The sequence below is a fragment of the Photobacterium marinum genome (assembly GCF_000331515.1).
GTDB classification, from domain to species: Bacteria; Pseudomonadota; Gammaproteobacteria; order Enterobacterales; family Vibrionaceae; genus Photobacterium; species Photobacterium marinum.
The window spans coordinates 60772-76491 of record NZ_AMZO01000016.1; the positions used below are offsets into that span (position 1 = coordinate 60772).

The window sequence follows — 15720 nt, forward strand, 5'->3', positions numbered from 1 at the left end:
CATTTATACGGAATAATTAACTTGGGGAGTATTTTGCTCCCCATTTTTCGAGCATTTCTCTTAGTTCCTGAGACTGGTATGGTTTGCATAGAATATCATCCATACCGGCTGCCAGACACTCTTCTCGTTCTGCGGATGTTGTACCTGCGGTAAGTGCCAGAATGGGTTTAGCGTATCCGCCTTTTCGGAGTTTACGCGTAGCGCAGTAGCCATCCATCACAGGCATTCGACAATCCATCAGGATAACGTCGAATGACTCGCTACTCAGAATGTCCAGTGCCTGTTGACCGTTATCTGCAATGGTCGGGAGTATGTCCAGTTTGCTCAGCATGAGCTTTATGAGCATTTGATTTGTCTTTAGATCCTCGACGACCAGAACATTCAAGTTATTGAGGCTTTGAGATGATTGACTGGTTTTAACGTAGTCATCTACATTTTGATTATGAATTGGCAGGGGCAGGGAAACAGTAAACGTGGTTCCTTTACCATAGTCACTGTCTAGCTGAATTTCCCCCTTCATTTGCTCCGATAACTGCTTACAAATAGCGAGTCCGAGTCCGGTGCCTTCATGGCTGCGTTTACTCGAAAGATCGACCTGACTGAAAGGTTTGAATAGTTTATTTTGTTCTTCTTTCGCTATTCCGCAACCTGAGTCCTGAACACTAAATACCAGCCTTTCTTCCTGCCAGTCGAGGTGAACGCTGATGTGTCCTTTAGCCGTAAATTTTATGGCATTGCCAATCAGGTTTACGAAAATTTGCTTGATTCTGTCTTCGTCGCCGATAAGCCACCGAGGTACTTTATTACTGCAACTAATTTTCAGATCAAGCCGTTTTTCAGATGCCCTCAGGTGAAAAATATCTTCGAGCATTTTAGCCATATTATGGCAATTGAAAGGCTTTTCTATCAGCTCCAGCATTCCAGCATTGATTTTACTGTAGTCCAGTAGGTCATTGATGATTGCACGCAGCAGTTCACCAGAGTGATTAAGTGTATTCAACAACTTATGCTGTTGTTGTGTCAAACGGGTGTCTTCAAGTAACTCAGCAGAACCCAACACACCATTTAAAGGAGTACGTAATTCATGGTTGATCATTGCCAGGAAGTCGCGGGTTGCCAGCTCAGATGCCTCAGCCCTTCTTCTGGCCTCAATGGCTTCTTCTAACGTGAGTTGTCTACGAATAGAAGCCCTGATCATTTCACAGAATATAGTGATGTGTTTTTTTATCGTTTGCTGCCAGGAACGTGTTGCTTTTATTCTTACAGCAAAAAATCCTGATATTGTCTTTTCGCTGTCGAGAGAAATCCACAGAATGCCTTCAGTTTGGTCCCAGAATGTTTTTGTTGTTGCTAACTGTTCAGGACGAGCCCATTTCTGGCGACGTCCTGAAGTATAACTTGTATTGATCCCAACATCAGGTGTGCATGAAATATCAATGCAGCAGGCGGTTACTGAAATACTGTCGATCAAGCTGTCGACCAGTTCCTGTATTAACGGTTTTGAGGGCGGATGTTTCAGGAAAAGCCTGCCATATTCGACCAACATGGTTTCAATCTTCGCCTGATAAGCGAGCAGCTCGGAGTCTGTCTCTGATTTTTGTTTCAGTTTCTCCAGAGAATTCTCAAGCAACTTTTTGGCATTGAATAACTCATAGCTCTTTACTTCAAGCAGCTTTTCAGCATCTTTCCTTGCGGCTTTTTCACGTTCTAGTTTTTTTCCCAACAGTTCAATGCGCCGTTCCAGCTCCATCATGCTTACTCCGCAATCAGGCTAAGGTTAAATCTTACATGGCTCTGAGATTTGTTCATGGGCTCCATGCTTACCTTAAGTTCCTGCGAGAAATGTTTAGCGCACCCTTTAATTAAACCAAGGCAGACATGCGACATGCAGCGTGCTGATTTATAGTCCATGATCATCTTGGTTGAAGTTTGGGTGATAAAGTCAAACTGAGGAGGCGTCGCATCCGGATACAGTTTTTTGACTTCTGTGTGAATATGGTCTTCAACGCTCCGGATGAAGCTGAAAGTATCTTGGTGGGGTGGGTCCATTGCCGGCAGGGTTTTCAGAAGACGTAAAAAAACGGCTTCACCATAGATTTCCTGTAGTTGTTCCGCCGGAACATTGGTGATTTTGCTCAGTGTAATGATTAACTTCACCAGTGCGCGGTGATCATAACTTCCTACAGCTGTATAGATACCTTCATCTTCAGCCTTATCAAGCATTTCCTGACAGATATCCAGCCCAAATGCTTCTTCAACGATATCTAAAAACTCAGTAAAAATGATTCCTTTCACATCACTTTCCTTTATCCACCGTTACTTAAATTTAGTATGGTAACTGAATGATGATGAGTCAAAATTCTTTAACAAAGAAAGGCTTAAAGTGAGTGGTTTGTGGGGAAGGTATTGAAAGTGCCAGACTTCGCGAGTGTAAATACAGTCCAAAAACTGGCACTTAGTTATTAACGGTTTAGCGCAACTGTTTGTTTCTCGCTTGATGCGATCTTAAACAGTTGCTTTTCCATTTCAGAGATCAGGTCTTGTTGATTATTAAGAGGCAGGGCATGGACATCAGTGATAAGCGTTAAGTCATCTTCCGACTGGAAAATCATGCCGCATGCTGCTGGCTTACCTTTAAAAAAACCGACGAACAATCGGGCTGGTGAGTCTTCCTCGAACATGATTTGTGTCAGATATTCAAGCATGGCTTCTTTATCGGATTCTGACTCCCACTTACTGGACAGTACAACAGAATAGCGAATAGTGAGCGGATGACAGTCGACGGGATAAACAGAAAGGGAAAGAGCAGAATTATCGGGAACGGAAGATATCAGCTCACTTGATTGTTGCTGAGACTGGTAAAGGGCGAGTCCTTTTTGGCTAAGCGGTGTTGGAAATTCCGCTTCAGTAACGTGGCTGGCCATCCAGGTGTCTTTTAGTTTGATGAGTTGTTCAATCTGTGACTGCATATCATCTGTTCTTTATTGGTTTTACCCACACCTTACCTGAATTAATCGAGGGAAGGTATGGGGGAATGAGTTAAGTGGTTAATTAATGACTAATTATTACTTCCTTGTTATCTACTCGGTGCCTTTCACTATAAATTCCTTCTTCGGTGCGTTTACCGCATCCAATAATCATGGTGATTTCGGCATCTTTTGGCAATTCGAGTAGTTTTTTCGCTCGCTTCGAATCAAATCCTTCCATCGGGCAGGTGTCATAACCTTCAGCACGCATTGCCGTCATGAATGTCATAGCAGCCAGAGAGCTGCTTTTATGCAGACAAACTCTGAGATCGCTTTTGGTTACTTCGCGCAGCATCGGCCTTTTGAGTCCTAGGATATTGCTCAGGATTTTCCGTCCAAAACCGAAAAGGCCGAATTTATCGTTTCGGTAAACAAAGGGAATGAGTTTTTCGTAATATTTTAGCGCTCGCTTAGCCGTCGCATCTTCTCTGCCGTCAAACGCTTTACGGATCTTTGCTGCATTCATCTCAGCCCGGCCCTGCCATTTATATGGAGTAACAACAAAGGCAACGAGTTCATTTGCTGTTTTGGCGGCATTTTGGCCCATACAGATTTCAGCGAGTTGTTGGCGTTTGTCTTCACTGATCACGCGGTGGAATTCCCAAAGTTGCATGTTTGAGCTGTTAGGTGAAAGTGCGGCTAACTCCAGTGAACGCTCAACAGCTTTGTGATCAAATTCCGTGTTCTGGTCATATTTTCTGACCGAACGACGTGAATGAATAAGTTCTTTGAATAAATGCTGAGTATCTGACATCGGTGACTTTATTTCGTAATTAACATGGCTTTCGTCCGATCATAACACAGACCGCATATTTTTTTGCTGGCGAGGGGGTAGATTTAGATGATTACATTCATCAGCTTTGTTTTCTTCATTTGTCATTAATTACATCACTATCCAGTCGTAAAAATGCACTGTTATATGAAAGTGAATTTTGTCAGGCTGTGCTGCAGCAGGCTGAACAGAAAAAAGCTCTGGTGTTAAGTCTGCTTCAGGGTTGTAGTTTGATTTTGCAACTGGAGAGTATTTGTTTGCAGTATATTATTGGACAACATTCGAAATTTCTGAAAATTTACACGCTATAGCTGCAAATTTAGTCTAATACCTTGTATGGTTTTTATAAATTTCAGGGAGATCAATAAATGGATGTTGAACCAAATAAAAGTATTTATATCCCGTCATTTTTACTGCAGTCTGGTGATGATTACATCAGCCAGGTGCAGACTCTTAGTTTATTAGGAAAGGTGGCTGAGAGTGTATCAGTAAATTACGCCCGACAATTTATTGAGGGGGGATACAACCAAGCTAGTGAGATATTAGAACAGATTGATAATCGTATAATGCATATTAGCCGATTATCAGAAGAAGGATTATGTTTTCCTTTTGATGTTATGGATTATACAAGTCGATCAGCTCTTGAGACCTGGCGAGTCTTTATGGGTATAAAAACACTTGCTGAAAAAGAGCTTACAAATAAGATTCAGGAGCAGAGCGAAGAATTTGTTCAAGCAGAAAAAAAGCTCAGCAACAAACTTAATGCATTAACAAGAAGCGTATCAGATAACGAAGATAAACTATTACAACGATTGTCTGAACTTGATAAAGAGAAGAAAGCAAGACTAGCAGCTCAGCGAGCACAGCGTAAGCTGAAAGCAGAACTTGAGAGTAGTAGCGATGAGGTTGGCAGATTAAAATTAGAGGTTGATGAAACTGCGGAGAGATACGCTCAAAAAGCGTCAGAGGCTGATTCATTTCAGGAGCAGAATGAACAAATAAGAGCTGAACTGAGCAAGGTATTGCAAGACTACAAATCACAACAAGCTGATGCAGAAAAAATGGTTGCAAGAATTGAGGCTATGACAGCCACACAGGAAAAACTATTAGCCGAGAAGGACGGCTTACATAAACGTATTGAGGAGCTACAGCAGCAGTTGGAGCAACCTTCAGATTATACCGAATAATAATTCTTTCTTCTTTATTTAAGCGCCAAGCTCACAGGGCGCTTTTTATAAATGGATAGGATGAATTCCGAAGTTAATTAGCCTTAGTTTTAATAAGCCTCAGGGATTTTGAGGCTTATACATTACTATTTGTTTTTTATAGTATTTAATACAGAAGCAACACTATCAAAGTTGTTCTTGATTTCGTCATATTGGTTATCAGTCAGAGTTGCTCTTCCTTGCCTTGCACAGTCAGTGGCAATATAGAGGGAAAACTCAAGGTCGTCTTTGGCTCTTTCTAATTGGCGACAAAGTTCATTTTTAGGATCACGTGTAATCATCATATCCTCCGTTTATCACCCATAAAGGGTACCAAGAGTATAGTTGTGAAGTTATTTAGACATTTTTCTTATTTTTGAGACAAGGACAACTTAATTAATTGTTTGAATTATAGAGTAATTAATAAGTGAGAATATTCTGATAATGATTAAATAATCAGGCATATGGCTGATAAGACAGTCATTTAGTGATATTGCGTTATTTGGTCATGTCTGGCTTAATTACGTAAATTATTACAAGTTACTATAAAGGCCTATTTATTAGCTGTTTAGTGTGTTTGATCTAAAAGCTTCTACCATTATTATGAGACATTAATAATATTGGGATTAAATTTATGAGCAGTGGTCAACGTGAAGTCACACTACGATTTCTTGCTGAGCCAGGTGATGTGAACTTTGGTGGTAAAGTGCATGGTGGAGCAGTGATGAAATGGATCGACCTTGCGGCATATGCTTGTGCAGCAGGATGGAGTGGCAAGTATTGCATCACCGTATATGCTGGAGGAATCCGCTTTGTACAACCTATCCATGTAGGTAACCTGGTCGAGGTTGGCGCTAAAGTCATCTTTACTGGAAAAACGTCAATGCACATTGCGATTGATGTTCAGGCAAGTGACCCGAAAACGCTTGATAACCGCCTGACAACTCATTGTATTGTAATTATGGTTGCTGTCGACGAGCAGGGTAAACCGACATCTATACCAGAGTGGATTCCTGTTACGGAAGAAGACAGGCAACTTCATGATTCAGCAGTTAAATTGATGAATATGCGAAAGCAAATCGGAGAAGAAATGGAAGCGCATGTTAAGTACCTGAAGAAGTGACTACTAGCTATATCGCTTTGGAGCGTTATGAGGGACACAATTAAGGATTGATTTAGATAGAAAGGTGAGTGCGTTGACTTTACTACTAAATTAATAAAGAACTTGTTTATATCAACATCAATGGTAATAATAATTACTCGCATTAACCTCTTCAGAAGAACTTAAATGAACACTATAGTTGTATTCGGTGCTAGTCGTGGCCTTGGTTTAGCGATTGCTAAGTATTATCGAAGTATGGATAACCCAGTAATTGCTATGGTCAGAGATCCTTCAGCGGCTCAAGAGTTGATAGAAACCGGTGCGTCAGTTGTGAAAGGTGATGCCCTGAACACAGAAGATATCGAGGCGGTTCTGGCAAAAACACCTAAAGAAGCTTGGGTCATTTCAACGATGGGTAGTTTTAAGACAAGTCAGCCGGTAGATTACCTCGGTCATCGAAACCTGATTGATGCTTTGGAAGGAAAAGGTATCAAGCGTTTTTTAATGGTGACATCGTTGGGATGTGGAGATTCATGGGCAACGCTACCTGAACGTGCTAAAGCAGTTTTTGGTCAAGCGGTGCGAGAGAAGGGCTTAGCTGAATCATGGTTGCAAAGCAGTCGTTTAGATTTCACTATTTTAAGACCTGGCGGCCTGAAAGACGGAGACATTACTGAGCACGGTGAACTTTCTCAGGGGAGGGAAGTTCATGGATTGATTACTCGGTCTGAAGTTGCACGTCTGACTTTCGAATTATTCAATGACGATGCATCAATTCATCAAATTTATGCCTGTGTTGACCCGACTCTAAGTTATTAAAGCCAATTTTATATAGTTAAGTGGGCCGTTATACAATTGGCTATGGTTGGTTTGTAATGGCCTGTTATTTCCCTAGTGGTATAGGTTGTAAGCTTTGAGTCTATTATCAGAACAGTTTTAAGAGATTCATTATTAGTCATTCAGATTGTATTAGGATTATAAATATAAAATATCGACGGAGATGACTATAAGGATTTCAATATGGCTAAAAAAAGCGGTCACTATCAAGGTTCGTCAGCTTTGGTTGTAGAGGGGGGAGCAATGCGGGGAATCTTTGCGGCTGGCGTTCTCGATAGCTTTATCGATAAGTCTTACCGACCATTTGATTTCTGTATTGGTGTCTCTGCTGGTTCAACCAATCTTGCCGCCTGGCTTGCCAACCAGCGAGGCCGTAATTACCGGGTTATCACTGATTACTCCTGTCGCCCTGAATTTATTGATTTTCGCCGCTTCGTGCAGGGTGGTCATTGGTTAGATCTTGACTGGCTGTGGGATATTACTATGCGTGAGATTAATATCGACACTGATGCTTTTGATAAACAGCCAATCCCGTTATATGTTGTTACGACAAATATAGAAACGGGTGATGCAGCTTATATAGAAGCAAATGCGGATAATATGAATGACCTTTTGAAGGCATCTTGTTCTGTTCCTGTCGCTTATCGTAATTATCCTCGAATTAATGGTAAGCAGATGACGGACGGTGGTGTGGCTGATTCTATTCCTGTCATCAAAGCGTATGAAATGGGGGCAAGAAAAATAACGGTTATTCTGTCTCGCCCATGGGGATACCGTAAGTCACCGGTCCGCAATAAATGGCTTGTTAGAAAATTACTGTCAGATACGCCACAGTTGTCGGAAGCCATGATTAATCGCGCTGAAAGTTACAACCGGGCTATTGATTTTATTGAAAATCCTCCGGCTGACTGCGAATTGGTTGTGATAGTACCACCGGAGAGTTTTGCTGTCGGTCGTACAACAACGAATTTTGAAAAGCTGGATGCAGGTTACTATCTTGGTGTTGAGGCGGCATCTGAAGCTGCTTTATAACAAGCCTTGTGTCGACCCCCTGAATTAATAGATGGCAGCGATTTCATAGATTTTGTGTTCGCTGCCAATAGTCACATCTATTTCATCATCCAGCATCTTTCCTGATAATGAATGACCTAATGGCGCAGAAGGTGTCACAACGGTTATTTCCATACCATTAAACGTAATTTTCAACCCTCCGGCTGCCGGGCCGAGGAATACATACTTTTCGTCATCGTCTTCGTCGATAAGTTTAACAAGACATCCCATAGCAATATGGTTTTCGGCATCAAAGTCTTTCGGCGTGAGCTGGGTAAATTTCTCCAGATCTTCCTCACATTCTGCGACACGTTGGGCTTGTCCCTGCGCAAGGTAAGAGGCTTCAAGGCTTAAGGTATCGTATTTGTGCTCTGGGACATTTTCTTCATCTGTTGCAGTCTCATAGGCTCGCATCGCAGCATCCACGGCAGTTTGGTGGACTTTCTTCAGCTCATCTAGAATATGTGAGAGTAACTGTGTTTTATCCATAGTTTATGTTAGTTCAATTGAATCATATCTTTAGCGCATCCTACCTTAAGGGTAGTGCAATTTCATGTTATCAATCGAATGATTGATGTTTTTGTCGATAAGATTTAAGTCTATGCAAAGAATCGGATTTGGCGGAAGTTGCTACTGGTGTACCGAAGCGATTTTTCGATCTCTGGTTGGTGTCGAAAAAGTCGAACAGGGATGGATTCAAGCGAAACAACTTGGTGATTTTGCTGAAGGTGTAATTGTGGCTTTTGATGAGTCGAAAATTAGTCTGCAAAGTTTGATTGAGATCCATCTTCATACCCATAGCGCCACATCTGAACACGCGCTTCGAGAAAAGTACCGATCTGCTGTTTATATCTTAGATGGCCATCAGAGGCTGCAGGCTCAAGAGAGTTTGGCACTTTTGCAGGGTGACTTTGAGCAACCATTGGTGACTCAGGTGCTTGACTTCAAGGACTTCAAATTATCGAAGCCGGAATATCAGGATTATTATTTTTCGGATCCGGATAAACCCTTTTGCGTGAATGTGATTACACCAAAACTGCGTGCTTTGATGGATAAATTCGATAACAAACTAACGAATGAGGCAAAAAGTGTGATAACGAAGCAGAGTTAAAAAGAGAAGGCGATAACAGCCACCTTCTCTTATGATTTATTTAGTTACTATTAGCTTCGCACGATACTGATTTCAATTAATACCGTGCTCAACATACGGAAAAGCAATTTTTCTGATTCATGAAATTAACTCAAGTTTCTCGTTGAGCTGGTGGATTTCTCGCTTCCATGCTTCTTGTCGCGCAGGTTTCTGATGTTTCATCTTTCTCGCCAGGTCTTCGGCAAGCTTGGTTTCCAGCTTAACTAACCTGTCTAAGAGCAATTCATCATCAACGAGGGCTTTATTAGCTATTGGTTCAGAAGCCATATCTGACTCTCCCTGCTTGTCCTTCAGGTTGAGAGTATGAAATTTCACTGCCATAGACTGATAAAGTTGATCCAAATCACGCCACTCAGTCAGGTGACCATTTTCAACAAGCCAAAAGCGATTGCAGCTTTTTTCAATTAACTCACGATCATGGCTGACCAATAGGAAACCGCCTGAAAATTCCCCCAGGGTTTCGCCCAAATCTTCCTTTCCTTCCAGATCCAGATGGTTGGTAGGCTCATCTAAGAAGAGCAAGTGATAGTTAGCTAGAGTCAGACCGACAAACAGCAATCTAGCTCGCTCACCACCACTTAGCCCCCGAACCTTTTCGTTGTGCCTGATATAAGGAAAACCGGCATTGATGAGGGCCATCTTACGTTCCTCATCAGACAAAGGAGCAAAATGTCGAAGGCCTTCCAGTAAAGTGTCTTGATCGTTAAGTTGTTTGAGCCCCTGATCGTAGTAACCAAGGCGACAACGCGGGTGAAAAACAACTTCTCCGTCCCTAGCTAAAAGCTGCTTATTTCTTTGGTTCTTTTTACCTACAATGGTTTTTGCTTGATGGTTTTCACGTTGGTAGCAGTGCCATAGGTGCCTTAAAAGAGAGGACTTACCCGTGCCATTGTGACCGAGAACGGCAATGCGGTCTCCACTTCTTAGCTGCTTTTCCATAACCTTAAATAGCACAGGTGCGCCCGGCTCAGGACGAACATTCAGCGCCGGAATTTCAAGAAGACGGTTAGCAGGCAAAGATTCGCTTTTTAATCGTAACTGCCAGGGAGTGCCGGATGAGAACTTAGTCTGCGCTTCTTTCATTTTATCGATGCGTTTTTCCATGCTCTTGGCTTTTCTGGCCAGATCTTCATTATCGTATATCTTTCCCCACAGCGCGAGTCGTTTTGCGCTTTTTTCAACCCTGTTGATCTCTTTCTGTTCATCGTGATATCGCTGTTGATCATTCTCGTCTTTGCTTGCCAGAGCTTGTCTGGCTTGAGAGCAGGGTAAACGGAAAAAGTGCAATTTTTTATCTCGTAAAATCCACGTGCAGTTAGTGACATTATCAAGTAAGCGTTGATCATGAGAGACTAATATAAAACTGCCATGCCAGGATTTGAGGAAACTCTCCAGCCACAGTAATGTGGGCAAATCCAGATGGTTACTGGGCTCATCCAAAAGTAGCAAGTCAGGTTGATTGATTAGCGCTCGTGCCAGAAGCAAGCGGGTGTGCTGACCACCACTGAGAGTGCCAGCAGTAAGGTGTTTTTCTTGTTGTGAAAATCCCATATCAGACAGCAACAGGTCGCCTCGCCAGGACTCAGCATGACGAATGGTCTTTGGTATGCAGGCGGTGACGGCGTCTAACAAAGAAACCCTATAGAGTTCGTCGGAAAGGGATTGTTCAACCCGCGCCATAATACAGTGGCTTGATTGGGTAACCTGCCCGGAATAGCCTTTAACTTGATTATCAAGTAGCTTCAGAAGAGTACTTTTGCCACAGCCGTTATGACCGATGAGACCTATCCGGTCTCCTTTGTTTAAGGTAAAAGAAATACCTTCAAGCAGCGGGCCTGAAGCTAATTCATAAGATACAGATTGTGCAGATAGTAGAGTGCTCATTGCTTACCTTGGATTTACAGGCACAAAATGCCTATCGTCAAACATTACTGACGACAACCCCGTAAGCCTGAGTGAAGGTACTTCAGTCTATTATGTGATTGCTTCGCTCAAGCAGAGGTTATCGCAGCGCGATATCGGTAAAGCTTGAGCAGAAAGAATTACCTAAGAAGTGTGCAAAGTTCTTTTCGCACGACAGCATAATATTCCTCCTTCTTGACTTCTGAGTGATGAAAATAGTTATTTTATAAGTGTTCAGTTGAGTAGTCTATGGCATCACCATTAACGTGTAGAAGAGTGGATGTTGTGTCACATCAGTTGAGCTATATCGCTAATATTTTAAGTGTTATTTCATCAGTATTATCTGCATGAGTGAACAATAGTGAAAGCAATACCTGAAATAGAGTCATTGTGATCGCGTATGCTTAAAGTTGACAATATCAACCTTTTTCTTTATGGTTGATGTTGTCAACTATATTGGTGTGATCAGGCAAAAGAGGAAAAACGAGTGAAGCAGAAAAAGCCAAATATGCGATTAACTCATGTTTCAGAAGTAATTGAGCTTTCACCTCATTTGCGTCGCATTGTGGTGGCTGGAGACAATCTGAAAGATTTTCCAGTTGGTAAGGAAGGTTCTTATGTGAAAGTTGTTCTGCAAGAGGACGATGTAATTGAGCTTAAGATGCGTTCATACACGATTCGCTTTTTTAACCAAAAAACTAATGAATTAGCGCTGGATTTTGTTGTTAATCGTCATAACGGACCTGCAACTAACTGGGCGATGAACGCAAGAGTTGGTGATAGTGTCATTATTGCTGGCCCAGGGCCGATGAAAATGACTAACTATGATCACCACAGCTATCTGCTGGTTGGTGATCTTACTTCTGTAAATGCGATAAACGGTTATGTTCCAAGATTTAAAAAAGACGCGGATGTAAGAGCTATCGTTTCCGTTCCGACTCGTGCCGATATTATAGAAATGGACTATGACGATTCACTCAATACTGAATGGTTTATCGAAGATGAAGCCACAGCAACATTGGAAGAGAAGGTTATTGAGACTGCGAGAGATATGTCGAAGGATACCCATGTATTCTTAGGACTTGAGGCTAGAACCATTCGCTCACTTCGCCCTGTGCTGCAAGACGATATAGGTTTTAGCCGGCTCAATGTATCTGCGGTAGGTTACTGGAAAAAAGGTGTTGATGCTGATCGCTTCGGGGCGCAGAAGAAAGCTAATCCATTGTAATTACTGTCGGGTTATCAAAAAGGCGAACCATTCAGTTCGCCTTTAATCATATTTCAGTAGAGTGTGTCACTCTCTTTACTCGCCCTTTCACGCTACACTTTTGAACACAGGTAACTAAGATGGAAACTTGCCAGCTTTCCAAATCAATAATCTGAAATACTCTATAAACATAACCGAGTTGGAAACTCCTACGTTTCTGGATGAACGAAGGTGGTAATTTCGATTAACTAAGTTGGAAACTAGTTAATCGTAAAGGTGGTTGATTTAGAGCAATAACCCAGTTCGTGAAGCCCGAACCGTACTTTACGAACTGTAAGTTTGTATTAAACCAGCCGTTTGTTTACGTAAATAAGTCATTAAGCGCGAAGTTTACTTACTTCAAGCATCATCATCTTTGGTCTGTATGAAGCCAGGCACTAGAGCTCGAATAGAGTCAACATGCTCCAGCTCGTGCCTATTCATCAACTGCAAGTTGAAGGCATGCGGCGGCAAAGAAGTATCAGGAGTACAGTCTACGTGAAGGTCATTGAGCACGTAGCCCGCTAACGCTTCGTTAGTTGTAATGTTTCGCACGTATTGACCTTCCATACCAAGATCAATGGCTAAGTCATTTCTATTTTCATGCTTAGAGTGCGGTGCAACACTTAGGATGACATCACGGTTCCAAAGAGCATCATCTTCTATAGTCTTGTCGTATGAGCAGTCAGTTTGTTCAGCCTTAAGAATTCGACTAATTCGAAAACACAGAAACTTTTTCCTTTTACTGTCCCAAGCACGAATGTGCCACGCCCCTAATCCCTTGAATAGAGAATGAGGTGTAAGGGTTCTAGTCTCGGTGCTGGTAGCAGAGCTGTACAACACTTGGATACAGTGCCTATTCAATATTGCTCTCGTCACTTGAGAGACAATATCAGTAGATAGTGAATCTAATACTGTTGCAAAACTACCCACACCATAAGTAGTTACTGGAATTGAGTTCAGTTCCTGACCCCAAGCGATCAGTCTCAGAGCTGCTTCTGGGTCATGGTCAAATGCTGGGCTAAATGACTCTGACTTCATATATGCTCGGATGCTTTCGTTGAAAAGCGTGTTTTGTGGGAAACGTTCTTTATACGCGTTAAAGGAACGACTCGCTGTAGCGATAGCAATGTCACCGTGCAGAATAAGGTCGGAGCGATTTACTTTCCCAAAGAAGCAAAGATAGAAATCAATAAGCCTTAGTCGTTTTGTTTGTGGAGATTCAACACAACGCACAATGATTACCCTTATCAAAATGAACTGTATTAATTTACTCTAACGAATCATTTGATACCAGTGTAATATGATACCAGTTGAATCATGAGCTAATGCTTGACACCATACATTTGGTGTAAATTTCTGGTTGTTGAGGATTTCAATGAACTTTTCTTCACTGAACACGCATCTATTCAGACCCATTGCAGGTGATAATGGCCCTCATATGCTTGCTCTGCTGGTGGAGCTTGATGCCTTTTTAGATCCAGCCCAACTAATAGATGAACCGACCCCATCGCAAGTGCGGGTTTTTATCAGAGACTATATCGCTAATCATAATTTGCGAATTGAGATAGAGTCTGGTGAATCGAATGAGTCCAAGTCTGCACCAGAGCAATACACTTATTCACGTTTGCGTGATACAGGGTGGCTAAGGGAAGAGCGAGAAAGCGGGTATCGTTATGTTGTATGGATGTCACAAGATGGACGTCGATTACTAAACTTTTTGCAATCGATGAGCGCCGAGCATCCCTCACTAGGAATTGTATGCTTGTCAGTGCGATCTAACTTAGCAGAGGTAGTTAAAGATCCTACTAGTGGTTCATTGATACGAAAAGCAGCTGACGATATGGAGAGCTTCTTAAATCGAATGCGTGCTTTGGTGGGGAATATTCGTGAAATTCATCATCAACTAAATCATGGTAGCTCACAAGTTCATGGCCGATTTGAGTTTTATTTTAATGAATATTTAGGTGAGCTTTTTCTCCCAAACATTGAAAAATTAGCACTCAAAGGCAACCCTAAGCTTCATGGCAACAAGATTCTTAAACTGGCTAATAAAATCCGTTTTGACTCTGATCTTCTCGAAGAATGTGTAAAAGCGTACAAGCGAAGTGATATTGCTAATTCATCTAAGGATTTAGTGGAGAACGACCTTGACCGACTGAGTAAAGCTTTTGAAGGGATTGAACCGTTGTTTGCCAAAACACAAGATTACGCTAGGCGTATCACTCGTCGAATTCATGAACAAATCAAATATACGGTTCATACACCAAGTAACATCGGTCAACAAATTCAATTTTTGCTTGAGAAGATCGGACAAGATGACTCAGTCGATAAACTCCCTAGCTTGTCTATTGGTGAAGAACTGATTTCTGGTAGCCGCCTTGCTAAACCGAAGACTAAACCAATCGAGCCTTCTGAATCATCACGACGGCAACAAAAGCCGCTATGGGAAAAGCGAGCCTACAACCAGCTCAAACAGGAACATATCGACTTTCAGAAGTGCAACTTAGAGCGTGTAGATAAGTACTTAGAAGATTCATTGAGAGGACGTACACAAGTCACTACTGATGAGCTGACGATTAAAAGTCCAGATGAAATGATGGCTGCTCTTCACTTACGCTTGCTTGCTCAAGGAATATCCAAAACGCATGTGTTGCATCCGCTTCAAGAAAAATATCAAGTGTCGTTTGATGATGAAGAGGCATGGACAACTTTAGAGGCTATGGCAGGGCGACGTTTGGTTATCCGCCGCATTAAAGATATAGAGGACGCATCATATGGCAAGTGAAATAATCCTTAGAGAGCTGAAAGATATCGAGTTAAAAAAATCTGCTGACTATATCGATAGCTTGCGGAAAACTTCAGCCTATTTGATTCGGAATCAATGGGTTTGGAACGAAAAACGAGGTCATAAAGAGCACTTTAAGCGGTGCGAAGAAAATCAAACTTACTTTCATAAACTGTTCGATAGCTTAGATATGACATGGCACTTTGATCGTAATTTTGGCTATGCGGGAGTCCTTCCAAGAGGTGCAGGAAAACGGCTTGATGTTACTACTACGCTTTTCTTATTAATTTTACGCAAGATGTACGATACCGAAGCTTCAATGGGGCGTACAGAGCTTGGGCGTGTAAAACCTCCAGCCACTGAACTTATTAACCAATATGAGTTAATTAGAGGGGATCGACCACCAGTTACAGAAACCTCTTATGCATTGGAAAATTTGAAAAGGAAAGGCGTCATTGAACTTGGAGAGAGGGATGGGGATACCAAGTTGTATGAAATTACAGTACTCCCTAACATTACGAGAGTAGTAAGTGCAGCCTATTTGGGTGTCTTAGAGCAGTTTATGGATAGTTATTCTGATGCCGTGTTAAAAGAAGACTCAGCAGAATGTGACGAAGCAATGGAGATGTCTAATGATTAGTG

At 41.9% G+C, this 15720-nt stretch carries 16 protein-coding genes; 8 read left to right on the forward strand and 8 right to left on the reverse strand.

The window, feature by feature from the left end:
• Nucleotides 1-16 precede the first annotated feature (16 nt).
• The 4 genes from C942_RS10425 to C942_RS10440 all read right to left on the reverse strand — a co-directional run bounded on the left by C942_RS10425 (nt 17) and on the right by C942_RS10440 (nt 3780).
• The gene (locus C942_RS10425; RefSeq protein ID WP_007465447.1) at nt 17-1753 is read right to left on the reverse strand and encodes an ATP-binding protein; all 1737 of its coding nucleotides are present in this window, start codon (nt 1751-1753) and stop codon (nt 17-19) included.
• A 2-nt stretch (nt 1754-1755) separates the two neighbouring features.
• Entirely contained in the window at nt 1756-2295 is a 540-nt protein-coding gene (locus C942_RS10430; protein ID WP_007465449.1) for a heme NO-binding domain-containing protein, read from the reverse strand.
• A gap of 167 nt (nt 2296-2462) precedes the next feature.
• Nucleotides 2463-2969: a hypothetical protein gene (locus C942_RS10435; protein ID WP_007465451.1), complete on the reverse strand. Its 507-nt coding sequence runs from the start codon at nt 2967-2969 to the stop codon at nt 2463-2465.
• A gap of 82 nt (nt 2970-3051) precedes the next feature.
• Nucleotides 3052-3780 (reverse strand): nitroreductase family protein, encoded by a 729-nt coding sequence (locus tag C942_RS10440; RefSeq protein ID WP_007465453.1) that lies wholly within the window; start codon nt 3778-3780, stop codon nt 3052-3054.
• Nucleotides 3781-4166: 386 nt separating this feature from the next.
• Here C942_RS10440 and C942_RS10445 point away from each other — a divergent pair, with 386 nt between their 5' ends.
• Complete coding sequence (locus C942_RS10445) at nt 4167-4985, forward strand: hypothetical protein (protein ID WP_036799610.1); 819 nt, start codon at nt 4167-4169, stop codon at nt 4983-4985.
• Nucleotides 4986-5110: 125 nt separating this feature from the next.
• Here C942_RS10445 and C942_RS10450 read toward each other — a convergent pair whose 3' ends face one another.
• The gene (locus C942_RS10450; protein ID WP_157372608.1) at nt 5111-5308 is read right to left on the reverse strand and encodes a hypothetical protein; all 198 of its coding nucleotides are present in this window, start codon (nt 5306-5308) and stop codon (nt 5111-5113) included.
• 329 nt (nt 5309-5637) lie between these two features.
• Between C942_RS10450 and C942_RS10455 the strand changes: the two genes are divergently transcribed.
• The 3 genes from C942_RS10455 to C942_RS10465 all read left to right on the forward strand — a co-directional run bounded on the left by C942_RS10455 (nt 5638) and on the right by C942_RS10465 (nt 7974).
• A complete protein-coding gene (locus C942_RS10455; RefSeq protein ID WP_007465460.1) occupies nt 5638-6126 on the forward strand; it encodes an acyl-CoA thioesterase in 489 nt (162 codons plus the stop codon).
• 165 nt (nt 6127-6291) lie between these two features.
• Nucleotides 6292-6924: an SDR family oxidoreductase gene (locus C942_RS10460; protein WP_007465462.1), complete on the forward strand. Its 633-nt coding sequence runs from the start codon at nt 6292-6294 to the stop codon at nt 6922-6924.
• 201 nt (nt 6925-7125) lie between these two features.
• A complete protein-coding gene (locus C942_RS10465; protein WP_007465464.1) occupies nt 7126-7974 on the forward strand; it encodes a patatin-like phospholipase family protein in 849 nt (282 codons plus the stop codon).
• A gap of 24 nt (nt 7975-7998) precedes the next feature.
• Here the strand turns inward: C942_RS10465 and C942_RS10470 are convergent, their stop codons facing one another.
• Nucleotides 7999-8481: a GreA/GreB family elongation factor gene (locus C942_RS10470; RefSeq protein WP_007465466.1), complete on the reverse strand. Its 483-nt coding sequence runs from the start codon at nt 8479-8481 to the stop codon at nt 7999-8001.
• A gap of 112 nt (nt 8482-8593) precedes the next feature.
• On the opposite strand from C942_RS10470, the gene C942_RS10475 reads away from it, so the two are divergent.
• A complete protein-coding gene (locus tag C942_RS10475; protein ID WP_007465468.1) occupies nt 8594-9103 on the forward strand; it encodes a peptide-methionine (S)-S-oxide reductase in 510 nt (169 codons plus the stop codon).
• Between the two features lie 117 nt (nt 9104-9220).
• On the opposite strand, the gene C942_RS10480 is transcribed toward C942_RS10475, so the two are convergent.
• Nucleotides 9221-11026, reverse strand: coding sequence for an ABC-F family ATP-binding cassette domain-containing protein (locus C942_RS10480; protein ID WP_007465470.1), 1806 nt, complete (start codon nt 11024-11026; stop codon nt 9221-9223).
• 505 nt (nt 11027-11531) lie between these two features.
• On the opposite strand from C942_RS10480, the gene C942_RS10485 reads away from it, so the two are divergent.
• A complete protein-coding gene (locus C942_RS10485) occupies nt 11532-12272 on the forward strand; it encodes a siderophore-interacting protein (protein WP_007465472.1) in 741 nt (246 codons plus the stop codon).
• 378 nt (nt 12273-12650) lie between these two features.
• Here the strand turns inward: C942_RS10485 and C942_RS10490 are convergent, their stop codons facing one another.
• Nucleotides 12651-13526, reverse strand: a complete 876-nt coding sequence (locus C942_RS10490) for a WYL domain-containing protein (RefSeq protein WP_007465475.1) — start codon at nt 13524-13526, stop codon at nt 12651-12653.
• A gap of 142 nt (nt 13527-13668) precedes the next feature.
• Between C942_RS10490 and C942_RS10495 the strand changes: the two genes are divergently transcribed.
• Complete coding sequence (locus C942_RS10495) at nt 13669-15078, forward strand: Wadjet anti-phage system protein JetA family protein (RefSeq protein ID WP_007465477.1); 1410 nt, start codon at nt 13669-13671, stop codon at nt 15076-15078.
• Nucleotides 15068-15718, forward strand: coding sequence for a DUF4194 domain-containing protein (locus C942_RS10500; RefSeq protein WP_007465479.1), 651 nt, complete (start codon nt 15068-15070; stop codon nt 15716-15718). Before C942_RS10495 ends, C942_RS10500 begins: the two co-directional genes overlap by 11 nt.
• The last annotated feature ends 2 nt before the right edge of the window (nt 15719-15720 follow it).